Annotated in this window: 17 protein-coding genes, 1 other RNA gene and 1 pseudogene; 7 read left to right on the forward strand and 12 right to left on the reverse strand. The window is 69.7% G+C overall.

All coding sequences use genetic code 11. From position 1 onward, the window contains the following. Nucleotides 1-16: 16 nt before the first annotated feature. From ABN273_RS25270 to ABN273_RS25290, 5 genes and pseudogenes are all read right to left on the reverse strand, one after another. Nucleotides 17-973: a helix-turn-helix transcriptional regulator gene (locus ABN273_RS25270; RefSeq protein WP_349451480.1), complete on the reverse strand. Its 957-nt coding sequence runs from the start codon at nt 971-973 to the stop codon at nt 17-19. A gap of 17 nt (nt 974-990) precedes the next feature. Next, nucleotides 991-1,887, reverse strand: coding sequence for an NADP-dependent oxidoreductase (locus tag ABN273_RS25275; protein ID WP_349451690.1), 897 nt, complete (start codon nt 1,885-1,887; stop codon nt 991-993). A gap of 9 nt (nt 1,888-1,896) precedes the next feature. Further along, a pseudogene (locus ABN273_RS25280) lies at nt 1,897-2,790 on the reverse strand (zinc-binding dehydrogenase); the annotation flags it as partial. A 60-nt stretch (nt 2,791-2,850) separates the two neighbouring features. Beyond that, nucleotides 2,851-4,287: an Nramp family divalent metal transporter gene (locus ABN273_RS25285; protein ID WP_349451481.1), complete on the reverse strand. Its 1,437-nt coding sequence runs from the start codon at nt 4,285-4,287 to the stop codon at nt 2,851-2,853. A gap of 70 nt (nt 4,288-4,357) precedes the next feature. Next, entirely contained in the window at nt 4,358-5,101 is a 744-nt protein-coding gene (locus ABN273_RS25290) for a GNAT family N-acetyltransferase (protein ID WP_349451482.1), read from the reverse strand. Nucleotides 5,102-5,224: 123 nt separating this feature from the next. Here ABN273_RS25290 and ABN273_RS25295 point away from each other — a divergent pair, with 123 nt between their 5' ends. Beyond that, nucleotides 5,225-5,617 (forward strand): SSI family serine proteinase inhibitor, encoded by a 393-nt coding sequence (locus ABN273_RS25295; protein WP_349451483.1) that lies wholly within the window; start codon nt 5,225-5,227, stop codon nt 5,615-5,617. 62 nt (nt 5,618-5,679) lie between these two features. Here the strand turns inward: ABN273_RS25295 and ABN273_RS25300 are convergent, their stop codons facing one another. Together ABN273_RS25300 and ABN273_RS25305 are read right to left on the reverse strand one after the other, a co-directional pair. Then, entirely contained in the window at nt 5,680-6,708 is a 1,029-nt protein-coding gene (locus ABN273_RS25300; protein WP_349451484.1) for a dipeptidase, read from the reverse strand. Nucleotides 6,709-6,787: 79 nt separating this feature from the next. Next, nucleotides 6,788-8,218: a flavin-containing monooxygenase gene (locus ABN273_RS25305; RefSeq protein ID WP_349451485.1), complete on the reverse strand. Its 1,431-nt coding sequence runs from the start codon at nt 8,216-8,218 to the stop codon at nt 6,788-6,790. Between the two features lie 94 nt (nt 8,219-8,312). Here ABN273_RS25305 and ABN273_RS25310 point away from each other — a divergent pair, with 94 nt between their 5' ends. The 5 genes from ABN273_RS25310 to ABN273_RS25330 all read left to right on the forward strand — a co-directional run bounded on the left by ABN273_RS25310 (nt 8,313) and on the right by ABN273_RS25330 (nt 12,110). Continuing rightward, entirely contained in the window at nt 8,313-9,113 is an 801-nt protein-coding gene (locus ABN273_RS25310; RefSeq protein ID WP_349451691.1) for a Nif3-like dinuclear metal center hexameric protein, read from the forward strand. 2 nt (nt 9,114-9,115) lie between these two features. Further along, nucleotides 9,116-9,856 (forward strand): zinc ribbon domain-containing protein, encoded by a 741-nt coding sequence (locus ABN273_RS25315; RefSeq protein ID WP_349451486.1) that lies wholly within the window; start codon nt 9,116-9,118, stop codon nt 9,854-9,856. After that, nucleotides 9,853-11,172 (forward strand): bifunctional RNase H/acid phosphatase, encoded by a 1,320-nt coding sequence (locus ABN273_RS25320; RefSeq protein ID WP_349451487.1) that lies wholly within the window; start codon nt 9,853-9,855, stop codon nt 11,170-11,172. The genes ABN273_RS25315 and ABN273_RS25320 overlap by 4 nt, the downstream gene beginning before the upstream one ends. Nucleotides 11,173-11,198: 26 nt before the next feature. Beyond that, nucleotides 11,199-11,586, forward strand: an RNA gene (gene rnpB, locus ABN273_RS25325) — RNase P RNA component class A. A gap of 149 nt (nt 11,587-11,735) precedes the next feature. After that, nucleotides 11,736-12,110: a hypothetical protein gene (locus tag ABN273_RS25330; RefSeq protein WP_349451488.1), complete on the forward strand. Its 375-nt coding sequence runs from the start codon at nt 11,736-11,738 to the stop codon at nt 12,108-12,110. Nucleotides 12,111-12,310: 200 nt separating this feature from the next. On the opposite strand, the gene ABN273_RS25335 is transcribed toward ABN273_RS25330, so the two are convergent. The 5 genes from ABN273_RS25335 to ABN273_RS25355 all read right to left on the reverse strand — a co-directional run bounded on the left by ABN273_RS25335 (nt 12,311) and on the right by ABN273_RS25355 (nt 16,901). Next, nucleotides 12,311-14,344, reverse strand: coding sequence for a protein kinase domain-containing protein (locus ABN273_RS25335; RefSeq protein ID WP_349451489.1), 2,034 nt, complete (start codon nt 14,342-14,344; stop codon nt 12,311-12,313). 444 nt (nt 14,345-14,788) lie between these two features. Beyond that, a complete protein-coding gene (locus tag ABN273_RS25340; protein WP_349451490.1) occupies nt 14,789-15,901 on the reverse strand; it encodes a serine hydrolase domain-containing protein in 1,113 nt (370 codons plus the stop codon). A 10-nt stretch (nt 15,902-15,911) separates the two neighbouring features. Further along, complete coding sequence (locus tag ABN273_RS25345) at nt 15,912-16,097, reverse strand: hypothetical protein (protein ID WP_349451491.1); 186 nt, start codon at nt 16,095-16,097, stop codon at nt 15,912-15,914. 55 nt (nt 16,098-16,152) lie between these two features. Further along, nucleotides 16,153-16,311, reverse strand: a complete 159-nt coding sequence (locus tag ABN273_RS25350) for a hypothetical protein (RefSeq protein WP_349451492.1) — start codon at nt 16,309-16,311, stop codon at nt 16,153-16,155. Between the two features lie 17 nt (nt 16,312-16,328). Beyond that, nucleotides 16,329-16,901 carry a dihydrofolate reductase family protein gene (locus tag ABN273_RS25355; RefSeq protein ID WP_349451493.1) on the reverse strand — a complete coding sequence of 191 codons (573 nt, stop codon included), beginning with the start codon at nt 16,899-16,901 and terminating at the stop codon, nt 16,329-16,331. A gap of 73 nt (nt 16,902-16,974) precedes the next feature. Here ABN273_RS25355 and ABN273_RS25360 point away from each other — a divergent pair, with 73 nt between their 5' ends. Continuing rightward, a complete protein-coding gene (locus tag ABN273_RS25360; protein WP_349451494.1) occupies nt 16,975-17,547 on the forward strand; it encodes a TetR/AcrR family transcriptional regulator in 573 nt (190 codons plus the stop codon). Nucleotides 17,548-17,784: the final 237 nt, after the last annotated feature.

Below are 17,784 nucleotides of genomic sequence, written 5' to 3' on the forward strand. Positions count from 1 at the left end.
CCCGCTGACCGGGGCCTTACCGCCCGCTGACGGCCCGCCGGTAGCGCTCGGACAGCCGCAGCACGTGCTCGGCCAGCTCGGGCGGGTCGAGCACCTCGAAGTCCACGCCGGTGAACCCGACCCACACGGCCATCCCGTTCAGGTCGTCGCCGCCCAGCCGGAGCAGGCAGGTGGCCTCGTCCACCGGCTCCACCTCCAGCCCCAGCGGCAGCTGCTTCATCTGGTCGGCCGGGGCGTGCAGCAGCACCGTGGCCCGGTAACGCCACATCGCCGTGTTGACGCCCCTCTCCACGAACGCCGCCACGTCGCCGTCCTCGGGCAGCTCGCGCGGGGTGAACCGGGGCCCGGCCGGCGTGCGCGGGCGCACCCTGTCCACCCTGAACGTGCGCCAGTCCTGCCGCTCGACGTCGTAGGCCACGAGGTACCAGCGGCCGCGCCGGTGCACCAGGCGGTGCGGCTCCACGTTGCGCACGGTCGTCTCGCCCTCGTGGCCGGTGTAGTCGAAGCGGAGCCGCTCGTGGTCGCGGGCCGCGTTCGCGATCGTGGTCAGCACCTCGGGCGCCACCGACGGGCCGCTGCCGGGAATCTGCACGGTGTAGCTGTTGAGCGCGTTCACCCGGCGGCGCAGCCGGGACGGGAGCACCTGCTCCAGCTTGGCCAGGGCGCGTACGGAGGTCTCCTCGATGCCCTCCACGCCGCCGCCCGCCGCCCGGCCGAGCCCGACCGCGACCGCGACGGCCTCCTCGTCGTCGAGCAGCAGCGGCGGCAGCGCGGCCCCCGCGCCCAGCCGGTAGCCGCCCGCGACCCCCGGCGTGGCGTGCACGGGATAGCCGAGCGAGCGCAGGCGCTCGACGTCGTTGCGGATGGTCCTGGTGGACACCCCGAGCCGGGCGGACAGCTCGGGGCCGGTCCATTCCCTGTGCGCTTGGAGCAGGGAGAGGAGCTTCAGCAGGCGGGCCGAGGTTTCCAGCATGGAGACCAGTGTGCCCGCTATCGCGGCAAGGTGGCTTCCGTGTTCACCACGATCTTGCCGAGGAAGTGGCCGTCCTCGCTGCGCCTGTGCGCGTCGGCGATCCGCTCCAGGGGGAACGCCGCCGCGATGGGGATCCGTACGTTCTGGTGCTGCACAGGCCCTTTCGCGCGGCCGGACGAGAACCGCACGCCGAGCCTGGCCGCGCCGGCCCGGTCGGCGATGGTGATCACGTTGGCGGGGTCGCCGGCCAGCTTCACCGACAGCTCCAGCTCGCCTCTGCCCGAGGCGTCCAGCACCCGGTCGACGGGGCCGGGAAGGCGCTCCTCCAGGCCCTCGCCGTACGTGACCGGGTGGACGCCAAGGCCGCGGAGGAAGGCGTGGTTGTGCTCGCCGGCCGTCCCGACGACCCGGGCGCCCGCGGCGAGGGCGAGCTGCGCGGCGGCCAGCCCGACGCCGCCTGCGACCGCGTGGATCAGCAGCGTCTGGCCGTCCGCCAGGCCCAGCCCGTCCAGGGCGCGCCGGGCCGTCTCGACGGCGACGGGCAGCGCGGCGGCCTCCTCGTACGTCAGATCGTCCGGCTTGGCCGTCAGCAGGCTCGCGTCCGCGATCGCGTGCGTGGCGGCGGCCCCTCCCTCGACCTGCCCGAACACCGGATCCCCCAGTCGCCACCCGGTCACCCCCGGACCGATGGCGTCGATCGTCCCGGCCAGTTCCAGCCCGGTGCCCTGAGGCTCGCCGAGGTTCGTGCCCATGAGGCCGCGGCGGAGCTTCCAGTCGATGGGGTTCACCCCGGCCGCCTTGACCGCGATCCGCACCTGTCCCGGGCCGGGCTGGGGGAGCGGGACCTCCTCCAGCACCAGCACCTCCGGACCGCCGTGGGCGCGGTAGCGGGCGGCCTGGGCGGTGACGAGCAGGATCGCCTTGCCGACCAGCTCGCGGCTGCCCAGGGCGGCGTGGGCCTCGCGCGCCCGTTCCAGTGGTACGGCGAGCCCCACGACGGTCGTGAGCCTGTCGTTCTCCAGGGCCCGCCGGGCCAGCCGCCGGAACTCCTCCGGGGCGAACTGGACCTGCTCCATGCCCACCACCCGCGCGGCCCCAGGCTTGATCCGGGCGGTCGAGCCACTGGGCACGCCGTAGGCGAAGAACGTGCCGCCGGGCTCGACCAGCTCGTACGCGGCGCCGCCGACCTCCCCGCCCACCCCGTCGAACACCACGTCGAAGGGCCCGCCGAGCCCGTCGTAGTCGACGGCCTCGGCCGCGCCCATGTCCAGGGCCGCCGCCCGCTTCGCCGCGCCGCGGGCGGCGGCCGTCACATGCGCCCCCGCCGCACTCGCCAGTCCCACGATCGGCAGCCCCAGCGCGCCGCCCGCCCCCGTGACCAGCACCCGCGTCCCGGGCTTCAGCTCGGCCGCCGCCACCAGGCTCAGGGCCGCGGGCCCGACCTGGACCAGCGCGGCCGCCCGCCACAGGGGCACCTCGTCGGGCACCGCGACCACCGTCTCGACGTCGGCCACGACCCGCTCGGCGTACGCGCCGCCGCCGGGCAGGAGGGCTGCCACCCGCCGCCCCGCCCACGCGCCGTCCACCCCGTCGCCCACCGACAGCACCCGACCGGCCACGCCGGTGCCGGGCACGAACGGCGGCTCCCCGGGGAACCACTCCCGTCCCCACCCGGCCCGCAACTGCGCGTCGAGCGACATCACGTCCACCACCGACACGCCGATGAGCACCTGTCCCGGGCCGGCCTCCGGCTCCGGCGCCTGCCGGATCTCCAGCACCTCAGGACCGCCGAACCTCGTCACCTCGATCACGTTCATGCGACCGAGTCTGTAACCTCAAGTTCGGTTGAGGTCAATTTCGGGGGGCCGGTGCCTCGCTCACGAGCCGCCGAACAGCTTCTGCGCCTGCGTGATGAGGACCATCACGGTCAGCGCGCCGAAGAAGGCCACCGACCACACCAGCGCGCCCAGCCGGTACGAGCGCACCCTGATGGCCTCGGGCAGCGACCGCCGGTTGAGGATGATCAGCAGGATCGAGTACACGAACATCATCACGGCCGCGAAGCACGCGGAGAACACCAGCAGGATGAGCGGCTGGTCGAAGCCCGCCAGCAGGACCGCGATCCCGATCAGCGCCATGGCCCAGACCGTGTAGAAGTAGACCCGGTTCACCGAGACGGGCTTGTCACGCAGGTAGACCGTCTTGATCGTGTCGGAGGCCAGCCGCGAGGTGTAGTCGACGATGCCCATGGCCGAGGCGAACAGGGCCAGCGCCCCGATCAGCCAGAACAGCACGCCGAACCACGGGGCGACGACGTCCTGCAGCACCTTGCCCTCGACCTGCAGGAACTGGATGCTGTTGGCCAGCCCCTCCCGACCGAACACGGTGGAGTAGGCCAGCATCGACATGAACGCGATGGTCAGGAACGACACCACGCCGAACGTCCAGGCCTGCTCGACGTTCGCGAAGCGCCACCACTGCTTCCACCGGGCCAGGTTCTCCTTGGTGGGCGGGAACTGGAAGCCCGTCGAAGCGGCCGCCTCCTCCTGCCCGGTCACCGGGCTGACCAGGCGTGGCACGTACTGGCCCATGCCGAAGCCCTTGTCGCGGATCCAGTTGCTCTGGCAGAGGTTCTGGCCGCCGCCCGCGCCGGCGTACGCGATGGCGCCCATCAGCACCGAGAACTCCAACGGCGGCACGGGGAACTTGGCCCCGACCGTCATGCCCTTGCCCAGCTCGACCCAGCTGTCGGCATTGATCGCGAACAGGGCCGCGACCACGATCAGCGTCACCACCAGGGCGATCTTCACGAAGATGACGCGTTCGAGCGCGGTGTAGATCACCGGCGCCAGTGTCAGGCCGAGCGCGATCACCAGCAGCATGCCGATGGCGATCCACCGCACGCTGCCCGCGCCCGACCCGGTCAGGTACGTCACCATGGTCGCCGACGTGGTGACCCAGCCCGGCCAGAGGTTCGAGCAGAGCGTCATCGCGACGAAGACCAGGCCCCAGTGCTTCCACATCCGGCTGAACCCGGTGAGCGCGGTCTCGCCGGTGGCCAGCGTGTAGCGCTCGATCTCCATGTTCAGGAACCACTGCGTGATGATCCCGATCGCGGCTCCCCAGATGAAGATGAGCCCGACCTGGGAGGCGATGTACGGCCAGAGGATGAACTCGCCCGACGCCAGGCCCACGCCTGCGCCCACCAGCCCAGGGCCGATGATGCGCCATTTCGATCGGGGAGGTTCGGGTAGATCGCGGATGGTGACGGACGGTAGGACTCGCGCAGGAACGGTCGGGGTGTACTCCGCCATGCGGATCTCCTTGCTCAGTGTTGCCTGACCGCCACATTACAGAGACTTGAAACGCTCGTGGAATAGCCAGTTAACGTGCAATCACGACGTATTCGCCCCGGTCTGTAAACCCCACGACCTGCCCGCCCGCCTTCATCAGCCCGCCGAGGGCGTCGCGCACGGCCAGCCGCCACGCCTTGGCCGCCGCCGGGTCCTGGCGCCGCAGCCGCTCGACATCGGCCGGCGTCCCCACCAGCACCGCGTCGCCCCGCGCCGCCTTCGCGACCGGCCACCCGTGCTCGTCGGCGAGCAGCACCTCGGCGGGAGGCGGCTCGTCGCGCCGCTCGGGGGCGGTCAGCCGCCACACCGCCAGCAACCGGTCGGACGCGTCCCCCTCGTTGATCGCGTCGGTCATGTCCCCGTAGAAGTCCTCCAGGTACTCCTCCGGCATGGCGCCCAGCTTGACCAGGTTGAACCGCGCGTTTCTGCGTACGAGCGGGTCGAACGTCCAGGTGATCCGCTTCAGCCCGCGCGCCAGGCACCAGGCCCGCTGGTGTGACTTCAACGCGTACCCGATGCCCCGCCCGACGACGGCGCCGGTCACGTGCGAGTGCAGCGCCCCACCGGCGGCCCTGAACCCGACGGAGGCGCCCACCAGCGTGCTGCCCTCGTACGCGCCCGCCACGTAGTTGCCCGTGTGCGCGAACCCGATCATCAGCTCCAGGGGCACGGGCGGGTTGTGCGGCTCGGGATGCCAGATGTCGTCGAAGAGCCGGAAGACCTCCTGGAACTCGTCGATCTCCCGCAGCTCCCTGATCACCACGCCGCCGTTCACCTCTCCATTTACGCACGGCGGGGCGCAGGGCGTTACTTCATCCTGAGTCCTCGAAAGACTACTGTCTGTAGTCAATCGGTGATCCGTCCTGTGCCGGGGCGGCCGTTGACCTGGGAGGTTCCCATGACGCTCGTGCTGACCGCCGCTCGCGGGCTGGCCGTACTCGGACTGTGCGCTACGCCGTTCCTCGCCCCGCTCCCCGCCGCCGCCGATGACGACGCGCCGGGCGCGGAGTTGCTCATCGCCGTCAGGCCCCCGTCAGGCGGCGGCTACGCGAGGACGCTCACCTGCGACCCGGACGGGGGGCTCCATCCGCGGCCGGTGGCGGCGTGCGACGCGCTGCGCGAGGTGGACGGTCGCGTCGAGGACCTCGACGTGGATCCCGGGCCCTGTCCGATGATCTACGACCCGGTGACCGCCGACGTGGCCGGACACTGGCACGGCAAGGACGTCTCGTTCCACCATGAGTTCTCCAACAACTGCGTCATGGAGCGCAAGCTCGGCCCGCTCGTATAGGCGTGGTACGGGCCCCCGCTGCTTCGACTCCTCGCGAGCTAGGTGGGGCGCGCGAACGTCGGTCACATCAGTCGTTCGCCGAGGAAGCGGTGCACGTTGCCGCCGATGATCTTCGTGACGTCCTTCTCCGGGAGGCCGCGGGCGAGCAGGCCCTCGGTGACCATGGGCAGCCCCGACGGCCCTTCCAGGCCGGCGACGGCCGACTTGGGGTTGACGCCCCTCGCGTGGACGCCTTCGCAGCACGGCGGCGTCAGGTCGTCCATGACCTCGCGGATGAAGTCGGGGCCCAGGCCGACGTGGTCGATCCCGGCCACGGACACGATGTGCTCGATGTGGTCGAGCAGGCGGTCCAGCGTCATGTCCTCCTCGCGCTCGGCGAGGAAGGGAGCCAAGAAGTTGACGCAGATCAGGCCGCCCGTGGCGGCCACCGCGCGGAGCTGGTCGTCGGTGAGGTTGCGATGGTGGTCGCGCAGTGCCCAGGCGGAGGAGTGGGTGGCCATGACGGGTTTGGTGGCCAACTCCAGGACATGAGCCACGCCGGAGGCACCCAGATGGGAGATGTCGAAGACGATGCCGAGCCGCTCCATCTCCTGCAGCGCCGCCACGCCATGGGACGTCAGGCCGCTGCCCGTGGCGTCCTCGCCGCTGCCGTCGGCCAGCGGCGTGCGGCCGAAGTGCGCGATGGACGCCACCCGCACGCCCAGCCGGTGGACGGTCGAGATCAGCTCGACGTTCGCGTCGATGCCCGGCATGCTCTCCAGCGCGATCACCAGAGCGATCTTGCCCTCGTCGAGTGCCCGGTCGATGTCGGTGGCGTCCAGGCATATGCGGACGTGATCGGGGTTTCCCTCGGCCAGCACGTGCGCACACTCGATCATGCGCAGCGTCTGCCGCAGCGCGCCCTCCGGCCGGTACTGGTCGTCGATGAAGACCGGCAGCACCTGCAGATTGACCCCGCCGTCGATCAGCTGGGGCAGCCACCTCTCGCGGAAGAACGAGGCCCACTGCTGGGGCGGCCGCGCCGAGACGGCCATGAGCAGATCGTTGTGCGTGTCGGCCACGACCGCTCGCTGGTGCAGGGAAAGGGTCATGCGTTGGACGTTATCGCGTGGCCCCGGCCTGCTCCAACGCGTCGATCAGAGCCGGGGCCCCTGGGGCTGGAGAGGCGGCTCAGACGGGGCGGTAGGCGGGGGCGGGGGGCTTGGCGGTGAGCCTGCGGTAGAGCGTGGTGGTGCCGGGCCAGTTGTTCGTCACCCGGCCCTCCGGCGTTTTGTACCAGCTCTGGCACCCGCCGCCCCACACCATCCGCGTCATCGCCGCGTCCAGTTGCCTGCGCCAGGCCGCCATGACCTCAGGTCGCACCTCGATCGGCCCGCCGGCCGACAGGTGCGGCAGGCAGGACATGATGTGCCGGACCTGGCACTCGAGCATGAAGACGATGGAGTTGTGCCCGAGGTTCGTGTTGGGGCCGTACAGCAGGAAGAGGTTGGGGAAGCTCGGCATGGAGATGCCCAGGTACGCCTCGGCCCCGCCCTTCCACTGCTCCTCCAGCGTCCGCCCGTCGCGCCCCAGGAGCTCCATCGGCGCCAGGAACTCGGTGCTCTTGAAGCCGGTGGCGTACACGATCGTGTCGACCTCGTACGGGCCCTCGGCGGTCTCGACGCCCTTCGGCGTGATCCGTGCGATCCTGTCCGTCACCACATCGACGTTGCTCCTGGTCAGCGCCGGATAGAAGGTGCTGTCGATGACGACCCGCTTGCAGCCCGGCGGGTAGCCGGGGGTGAGCTTGGCCCGCAGCGCCGGGTCGGGCACCTGGTCGTGCAGGTGCCGCAAGGCGCGCTTCCTGAGCAGGTCCGCGCTCCAGCCCTGGGCGAGGGCGGGATAGAGGGTGGCTTCGGCGTACCGGTAGATCCACTCGCGGTAGGCCCGCTGGAGGCCGGGGACGAAGCGGAACGCGAGCCTGGTCAGCGGTCCGAACGCGGCGTCCGGTTTCGGGATCACCCAGTTGGGTGTGCGCTGGAAGACGTACAGGTGTCCGGCCTGCTCGGCGACGCGCGGAATGAACTGGGCCGCCGACGACCCGTTCCCGATCACCGCGACGCGCCGGCCGGTGAGGTCGTGATCGTGGTTCCAGCGCGCGGAGTGAAAGGAGACGCCCTCGAAATCCGATATTCCGGGAATGTCGGGCAGGCGTGGGCGGTTCAGCTGGCCCACTGCCATGACGACCACGTCGAACGCCTCGGTACGGTCCCCGATCGTGAGCTGCCACCGCGTGCCGTCGAAGACGGCTTGCCGCACCTCCGCGCCGAAGCGGATTTTTCGCCTGACGTCGTATTTATCAGCGCAATGTTCAAGATATCCAAGAATTTCGGGCTGCTCTGGGTAACGGCGCGTCCAGCTCGCGTACTTCTCGAACGAGTACGAGTAAAGGTGCGAGGGAATGTCACAGCCCGCCCCCGGATAGCTGTTGTCCCGCCACGTGCCACCGAGTCCATCGGCCTTCTCGAAGACCGTGTACGAGCGGATCCCGGCCCGTTCGAGCCGGATCGCCATGCACAGTCCGCCGAACCCCGCTCCGATGATCGCGACGTTTGGTGACATGCCGCCCTCCGCAGGTCAGGATCCACTTACATTACGCCGAACGCCGTTCCGACGACACCCTCCCCCAGGCCGATAGTCTGCGCACGTGGCTGCTGTGTCGTTGACGAATGTGATCGAGGTGCTCGAGGCGGCCTACCCGCCCGCCCGGGCCGAGTCCTGGGACGCCGTGGGGCTGGTCAGCGGAGACCCGGCGCAGGAGGTGCGGCGGGTGCTGTTCGCGGTCGACCCGGTCGCGGCCGTGGCGGATGAGGCCCTGGAGTGGGAGGCCGACCTGATCGTCACCCACCACCCGCTCTACCTGCGCGGCACCACCAGCGTGGCCGCGACCACGCCCAAGGGCCGCCTGATCCACACCCTGATAAAGAACGACGTAGCCCTCTACACCGCCCACACGAACGCCGACGTGGCCAACCCGGGCGTGTCCGACGCCCTGGCCCGAGCCGTCGGCCTGGTCGACGACCTGGTGCCGCTCCAGCCGTTCCCCGACGACCCGTGGCGCGGGCTGGGCCGCATCGGTGAGCTGCCCTCGGAGATGACGCTGGGCGAGTTCGCGGCGCAGGCGGCCAAGGGCCTGCCCCGCACGCCCGGGGGCATCCGCGTGGCGGGCGATCTGACCCGCCCGGTCACACGCGTGGCCGTCAGCGGGGGCGCGGGCGATTCGCTCCTCGGCACGGCGAAAGCCGCGGGGGTCGATGTGTTCCTCACGGCCGACCTACGGCATCATCCGGCGAGTGAGTTCGTGGAGTCGGGCGGGCCCGCGCTGATCGACGCCGCGCACTGGGCGACCGAGTGGCCCTGGCTGGAGAGCGCGGCGTCCATCCTGCGCTCGAGTGGCGTTACCGTTGAAACGCGTGTCTCCGCCACGGTCACCGATGCTTGGACAAGAGGATATTGATCATGAAAGCAGCCCCTGAGGCCCAGAAGAGACTGCTCGACCTGGCAGAGCTCGACTCCGTGATTGATCGGCTGGCGCACCGCCGCCGCACCCTGCCCGAGCTGGCCGAGATCGACGAGCGGTCGAAGCTGTTCGCCAGGCTCGCCACGCAGGTGATCGAGGCCGAGACCGAGGCCGGCGACCTGGCTCGCGAGCAGGCCAAGGCGGAGAGCGACGTCGACGCCGTGCGCACCCGTGCCGACCGCGACCAGAAGCGCCTCGACTCCGGCGCCGTGACCTCGCCGCGCGACCTCGCCAGCCTGCAGTCGGAGATCGCCTCGCTGCACAAGCGCCAGGGAGACCTGGAGGAGGTCGTGCTGGAGATCATGGAGCGCAGGGAGGCGGCCGACACCAAGGTCACCGATCTGATCACCCAGCGTGACGAGCTCGCCGCCGCACTCGCCGCCGCGGAGGCCCGCCGCGACGAGGCGCTCAAGGAGATCGACAAGGAGGCGGGCGAGGTCCAGGGCCGCCGCTCCGGCGTCTCCGGCGACATCCCCGCCGACCTCCTCGGGCTCTACCAGAAGCTCAAGGACCAGTACGGCGTGGGCGCCGCGATGCTGCGTGGCGGCCGGTGCCAGGGCTGCAAGGTGGCCCTGTCCATCGCCGAGATGAACCGCATCAAGGCGGCGCCCCACGATGAGGTGCTGCGTTGCGACGAGTGCCGCCGCATCCTCGTACGTACGGCAGAGTCAGGGCTGTGACCTCCTACATCATCGAGGCGGACGGCGGCTCGCGCGGCAACCCGGGGCCGGCCGGATACGGCGCGGTCGTCAAGGACGCCTCCGACGGGCACGTGCTGGCGGAGGCGGCCGAGGCCATCGGCGTCACGACCAACAACGTCGCCGAATACCGCGGCCTGATCGCCGGCCTCCAGGCCGCCCTCCGGCTGGCCGGCGAGGGGGCCCCGGTGGCCGTCCGGATGGACTCCAAGCTGGTCATCGAGCAGATGGCGGGCCGCTGGAAGATCAAGAACGAAGGTCTGCGCCCGCTCGCCCTGGAGGCCGGGGCGCTGGTCAGGCGGCTGCGGGTGACGGAGTGGACCTGGATCCCCCGCGAGCGCAACAAGCACGCCGACCGCCTGGCCAACGAGGCCATGGACGCCGCCGCCAAGGGCCTGACCTGGAAGGCCGGCGGCACAGCCGAGCCCGGGGCCCCAACCGGCCAGGGACCGGCCGCACAGGGACGGCCGACCGCCACCGGGGCACCGGCGGCGGGCGTATCGGGGCGCCCGACTGCCGCCGGGGCGACGGCCCGCACCGCTGCGGCCCCGCCCGTCGCCCAGCAGACGGACCTCCTCGACGCGGGCGACATTTCCGAAATATCCGCTCCCGCCGCCTCCATCGCCACGGCCCAGCAACGCGCCGCCAAGGGCACCGGCTGGCGACCCCCCACCCGAGTGGCCACCTCACTGCTGCTGCTCAGGCACGGCGAGACCGAGCTGTCCGTGGAACGCAGGTTCTCGGGCCGGGGCGACGCCGAGCTCACGCCCAACGGCCTGGCCCAGGCGGCGGCCGCCGCGGAGAGGCTGTCGCGCGAGCCGTACCGGCCGGATGTGATCATCTCCTCGCCCCTCAAGCGCGCCAGGCAGACCGCGGAGGCGGTCGCCCAGCGGACCGGGCTCGACATCGAGGTGGACGAAGATCTCAGGGAGCTCGACTTCGGCGCCTGGGAGGGCCACACGTTCACGGAGGTGCAGCGCCACTGGCCGGCCGAGCTCGCCGCCTGGCTCGCCGACCCCGAGACCGCGCCGCCGGGCGGCGAGAGCTTCGCCTCGACCGCACGCCGCGTCCAGGCGGCGGGAGAACGGCTGGTCGAGCGGTACGAGGGCAAGACCATCCTCGCGGTCTCGCACGTGACACCCATCAAGATGCTGCTGAGACTGGCCCTCATGGCCCCTCTGGAGTCCCTCTACCGCATGCACCTCGACCTGGCGTGCCTGTCGCTGGTCGAGTACTACGCGGACGGCCCGGCCGTGGTGAAGTCGTTCAACGACACCTCGCACCTGCGCCAGGAATAACGTAGGACTTGGTACAGTTTTGCAGACGAGTCGGCCGGGCGGCCGCGTCGGGCCTTGCGGCCCGCCGAGGAAGGTCCGGGCTCCACAGGGCAGGGTGGTCGGTAACGCCGACCCGGGGTGACCCGCGGGACAGTGCCACAGAAAGCAGACCGCCTCCCGCCTGGCGGGAGGTAAGGGTGAAAGGGTGGTGTAAGAGACCACCAGCGCCCACGGTGACGTGGGCGGCTAGGTAAACCCCACCCGGAGCAAGGTCAAGAAGGAACGCTCTCCGGAGCGTTCCGCGCGCGACGTTCGAGGGCTGCCCGCCCGAGCCGCGCGGGTAGACCGCTCGAGGCCGCCGGCAACGGCGGCCCTAGATGGATGGTCGCCCCTTCTCACGAAGGACAGAACCCGGCCTACAGGCCGACTCGTCACCCAATCCCTCTCTGACCTGGCGCCGGGTGCGCGGCCCCGACCGCCACAGTGCTGATGCGGCAGGTGAGGCCGGAAGGAACGCTGCCGGACATGCCCCTAATGCGAGACTTCGCTCGTGTTCTGGCGAAGGTCATCTGTACGCTGTGCGCGTGACTACTGAACACCCGCGCGACGCCGCATCGCCGCGCACCCCCGGCGTGGGCACCTGGCCGAAGAGGATCGCCTGGGGCGCTTTCGCGCTGTTCCTGGCCGCGTTCGCCGTTTTCGAGAGTCAGAAGTACGGCCTGCCGACCACGGCCGCCGCGCTGGTGTTCTTCGTGTTGCCCGATCTGACACGGCTCGCCGGGGTCCGCCCGCCTGGCGCGCTCTACCAGGCCATGAACCGCATATGGATCCCGCTCGTGGTACTGGTCGCCTACACCTTCGGGCCCATCTTGTGGCCACCGCTTTTCACGGCCGGCCTGGGTTGGCTCACCCGCATCGCCCTCGACCGGACGCTCGGGCGCGGGCTCGCCTCCGCCTGATCGGACGGCGGACTACAAAGCCACCATTGTTGTTCCCGCGATCCCGAACGGCTCCGACCCACCTTGATACAAGCCCTGGCCGCCCTCTGCCACTCGCGAGAGGGCAGATCCAGGGCACATCGCACCGCAAGAACCCGGCCTACCGGCCGACTCGTCACCCCCTGGTGGCTGCCGTGCGAACAGCCGCCAGGACGGGGGGATCAGGAGCCCCTGGCGGGATTGATCGTGAAGTAGGTGCTCAGGTCCAGTTCATCCGGCACCTCCATCAGCTTGCGCACCAGTTTGCCGTTGAATCCCACGACCTGGATCTCGTCGTTGGTCCCATTGTCCAACTCCCAGCAGTACAGGTGCGTTTCGTCGTACCAGCCCAGCACCGTGTCGCAGTCAGAGGTGAACTTGCGGGCCTGCTTGCCGGTGGCGCTGTTCCAGATGCAGGTGTCCTCATCGTCGCTCCCCGGGCAGTCGGTCACGAACATCTTGCCCGAGGGCGAGAACAGGTTCAGCTCGCCGACCGACAGCGATCCGACACCTGGCATGTCGCGTGTGAGCTTGCCGGAGGTGTCGAAAAAGCGCAGCCCCTTGTCCTTGCCGTAGAAGGAGACCACGCCTTTCTGCTCGCCGTCCCAGCCGAAGTCCGAACCACGTATTGATTCGTCGGCCACGTTGACCACCTTGACCTTGGCCTGGGCCACGTCGACGATGGCGAAGCCCAAAGAGAGCCATTTCTTCTTGCCCTGGTTGTCGACCTGCTTGTCGATGTTGAGCAGAATCCTCGAACCGTCCTTCGACCAGGAGCGAATCGTGCTGGTCAGCGGGGCACGTACCGTCTTCACCCGGAAACTGGAGCCCGCCTGTCTGTCGGTGATCAGGACGGAATCGTAGTCGTCAGAGGTGTACTCCTCGTGCCGTCCCGCGACATAGCGGCCGTCGGGGGAGACCATCGTGTCCAAGTTGCCGGCGTACTTGTCGAACGCGCCCCGCAGCGATTGCCTGGCGTAATTGTCCTTGTTCTTGTTGAAAAGCTGGTACGCCGTGAGTGTGATCGGGTCGGACGGAAGCTCGTAGAGCGTGATCGAGCCGCCGGGCAGCTGCTTCTTTTCGGGGACGGCCGGTGCCGTGGTCTTCGGCGCCTGAATCGTCTCCTTCGGCGCCGGAGTCGTGGGTGCCGGGTGGGCAGTGCTGTTCAGGGTGTTCTGTAACGCCACGGCCACCGGCACTCCGGCCAGCGCGAGGACCGCAGCCGCGGCGGCGATGATGACCGGCCTGCGGACTTTCTTCCGCGGCTTCCGCGGCTTCTGCGGCTTCTGTGGTTCGTGAGGCTGCTGCAGCTGCTGCCGCACGTCAGGAACGGCATGCACCACCACGTCCGGAGCGACACCCGTGGTGGCTGCCTCGGTTCCCGCTTGGAGGATGTGTGAGCTGGGTACCGGCTGCGTCAGCAGCCGCATGATCACCTGCTCGGCCGTCGGCCGCTGCGCCGGATCCTTGGCCAGGCACTGCTGCACCACGTCTCGGAGCGGCCCGCCGAGCGAGCCCAGATCGGGCTGGTGCCTGAGCACCCGGCTCATCACGGCATGCGTCCCGTCGCTGCCGAACGGCGCTCGCCCGCAGGAGGCGAAGACGATCGTGGCGGCCCAGGAGAACATGTCGGTCGCAGGCCCGACCGCGTGCCCCAGGATCTGCTCGGGAGACATGTACGCGGGCGTCCCGATCTGCGTGCTGCTGGTCATCGTGACCGGATCGAGCTCGCGCGCGATGCCGAAGTCGATCACGCGCGGCCCGCCGGCGGCGATGATGACGTTGCCCGGCTTGAAATCCCGGTGCACGACGTTGGCCCGGTGGATCGCGGCCAGCGCGGTGGCGGTGCCGATGGCCAGCCGATCCAGCTCGGTGCCGGTGCGCGGGCCATCGTTGCGCACGGCCCGCTCCAGAGAGGGGCCCTCGACGAACTCGCTCATGATGTACGGGCGGCCGTGCTCGACGCCCGTGCTGAGCACGGCCGCGGTGCAGAACGGGGCCACCCGCTGGGCGACCTCCGCCTCGCGCAGGAAACGCTCGACGCTCTTTCCGTCGTCGGACCGGTCGATACGCAGCCATTTGATGGCCACGCGCTCACCCATCCGGGTCTGGGCCAGATAGACGACGCCTTGCCCGCCCTCACCCAGCTTGCCGAGCAGTTCCAGACCGGCGAGCTCTGGGGGATCACCGGGCATCAGAGGGGTGAACGATGGCATGAGAAAATAGTGGACCAATACCGTGGATCTACGGAATCTTACTTTCAAGACCGGGTCGTGCTAGCGGCCTTGCCGAGGGCCTTGGTGGCGAGCTTGCTGACGTGCTCGACCGCCTTCACCCCCACCCCCATGGAGGGGTGACGATCCGAGACGACGGCGATCAGGTACGGGTGCCCGCGTCATATGGCTCATCAGGCCCAGCACGTACCGGCGGCTCTTGGCGGAGGTGCGGGCGGACAGGAGACGCACCTGGTCGGCGGCGCTCGTCGTGGTCGCGCCCCAAGCCGGGCGTCGTGTTGCGCAGCCCGAGTCTCCGGTTGGCGGCGGCCAGGCCCGACGCGCCGCCGATCGCCCGCCACAGCGCCGACCTTGACCATGCCGGCCGTGGCCGTCCTGAGGCCCCGGCGGGTACATGCGCCGTGGTCTCGCTGTCGGGCGCCGCGGTCAATCGGCGTCCCCGTCACTGCCGAACTCGATGTCGAGGATGGCCAGGAATGCCGCATAGGCTTGTGCGGACCAGTCGGTGTTCACGTGGCTGGCGACCAGGTGCGTGCCGTCGCGGCTGCCCATGACGAGGGTGAACGTGCCGTAGTCCGCGCCGCCGTTGCCCCACACGTGCACGCCGCTCTCGAGCTTCTGCTCGACCCACACACCGAGCCCGTAGCGGGTGTTGGGCAGCCATCCGGCGCCGTCGGTCGACACGGTCGTGAACATCTCCTCCATCTGCGCCGGCTTGAGGATCCGACCTGAGAGCAGCGCCGAGAAGAACGTGAGCAGGTCTCCGGTCGAGGAGATCATCCCGCCCGCGCTCCAGGCGGTGGTCTCGTTCGACTCGGTCGCGTCGCGCAGCGGTGCCGCCGGGTCGTGCAATTCCAGCCGGGAGTAGTGCACCGGATGCGGTCCGGGGATGACCGTCTGCGTGGTGGGCAGTAAAGTCCCGGCCAGGTCGAGCGGCCGCAGAACGAGCTGATCAAGCACATCGCCGTACGATTCGCCGGTGGCCTTCTCCACCATCATCGCGGCCAGGTAGTACTGCGTGTTGGAGTACCGGAATGCCGCGCCGGGCGCGTTGTAGGGCGGATGCCGTAGGGCGATCCGCACCAGTTCTTCGGGCGTGAAGACCTTGAACCGGCGTTCGTACCATGCCTCGCCTTGGCCGCCGGCGTAGAACTCCGGGTCCATGGAGAAGTTGAAGATGCCGCTGGTCTGGTTCAGCAACCGCCGCAACGTGATCTTGTCGCCGTCATAGTGACTGTCATCGAGTAAGCCGGGCAGCCACTTGTCCACCGTATCGTCGAGGCTGAGCACGCCTTCACCGACCAATTTCAGCACGGTGGTGGCGGTGAATGCCTTGGCGGCACTGCCGATACGGAACAACTCCTCTCGGGCGCGCTCGCGGCCGGTGCTGATGTCGGCTTTGCCGGCAGACGCGAACCAGTGGGAGTCGCCCTTCCAGATCTCGGTCACGATGCCCGGCGTCGCGCCCGAAGACACCGCGTCCTCCAGTACGCGCTGCACCGCCTCGTGGTTGGTTCCGGCGTCGCGTGTCGTTGCCATGGCGTCTCCTTCATTCGCCTTTGATCATTTCCTTCGCGGGCGTGCAGAGCGGGCCCGGCACCGGCCGCCTGGGATGCTCCCAGGCCCGGCGCTCCTCGGCGCGGGCCTCTGCCGTCTGCTGGATCATGTCGTAGGGGACGCTGCTGACGATCGGCCGCCGCGGCCGCTCCGTCAAGCCGGTCGGCTCCGCGATCATCGGCGCCGTGGTGGTCGGGTCGGGACCGGCGTCCTCACCCTGCGTCCCGGCCCGCTCAATACCCGCTGCGGCGGGGGGCGGCGGTCGGGCGGCGGGAGAGGTTGCTCCGGCCGGTGGGCTTGAGGTCGCGCGCCGGGTGTTCGTACCGGTGTGTCGATCGGGCCTGGTGGTCGGTCTTGGCCTGGGTGATCGAGGTGGGGAGTTTGATATGCATGCTTCCTCCTTGCGGTTCTAGGCCCTGGTGAGCCAGGTGACCTGGGCGCCGTTGCCGAAGGACTCGCGCCGGGTGGGGGTGAACAGGGTGGGGCGGAACTGTCCGGAGAACATGGGGATGCCCGTGCCCGCCACCACGGGGTAGCTCTTGAGGATGATCTCGTCGATCTCCGGGAGCAGGGAGGCGGCGAGTTTGCCGCCGCCGCAGAGGTAGATGTCCATGCCGGTGTCCTCGGCCTTCAGCCGCCGGATGAGCTCGATCGGGTCGCCGGTCTCCACCTGCACCGTGGGGTCGTCGATCGTCAGGGTGCTGGAGACGACGTACTGGCGCAGGTGGGAGTAGGGGCTGGTGGTGGGGACGTCCAGGGCCGGCTCGTAGGTGCCGCGGCCCATCACCAGGGTGTCGAAGACCTTGTTGGGCACGCCGTCGAGGCCGACGAGTTTGCGGATGTGGGTGGGGAGCGTCTCGGGGTAGCGGGTGTTGATCCAGGCGGCCATCTGGTCCGACACGGGGTAGAAGTCGAACTCGGCGTTGGGGCCCGCGATGTAGCCGTCGAGCGAGACGCCGACGTAGTAGACGAGCTTGCGCATACCGATCAACTCCCGATGTAGTACTCTGTTTGAAGTGGTCTAAACGTAGTACTACAAATGGAGTGATGTCAAGATGCGGCGGAATCCCGAGCGGCGGCAGGCACTGATCGACGCGGCCATCGAGGTGCTGGCCAGGGAGGGAGCGCGGGGGCTGACCTTCCGGGCCGTCGATGCGGAGGCTGCTGTGCCCCCGGGCACGGCCTCCAACTACTTCGCCAACCGCGACGACCTGTTCACCCAGGTCGGCGGACGCATCTATGAGCGGTTGCTGCCCGACGAGGCCACGATCGCCCGCAACCGGGAGGGCGTACAGAACGAAACCCGCTATGCCGAGCTCATGCACGAACTGGTGGACCGGGTCTCCGCCTTCAACTCCGGCTACCTGGCCCTGCTCGAGCTCCGGCTGGAGTCCACCCGGCGCCCCGAGCTGCGCGCCGTGCTGACCAAGCGCATCCGCGAGGACATCGACGCCAACATCGGCTACCACGCCACTTCGGGCCTGCCCGGCGACTCGACCTCGGTGGTGCTCCTCTACCTCACGCTGAACTGGCTCATCGTGGAGCGGCTGACACTGCCCGACATCTTCACCGAGCAGGAGATCCACGAGCTGGTGGACGCCGCCGTGCGACGATCGCTGCATGCCTGACGGGTAAGGTCCCCGGCACGTCGTCGCGACTTCCGCCCCGGCCCCGGCTTGCCGGTCACCGGGTCCGGGGCGCCTGCGAGGCCCATGGCGGCGGAGCCGGCCCGGCTCGACGCGGGGCGCTCAGTGTTCTGCCGCCGCCGATGGATGCGCGTCGCCTTGTCCGCGATCTGCATCCATCGAGCAAGTCCCGGCCTTCGACGTGCGTCGCCTTCTCACAGGGCACGGCGCCCGCGAAAC

The organism is Nonomuraea sp. B19D2, assembly GCF_040137845.1.
Taxonomy (GTDB): Bacteria; Actinomycetota; Actinomycetes; order Streptosporangiales; family Streptosporangiaceae; genus Nonomuraea.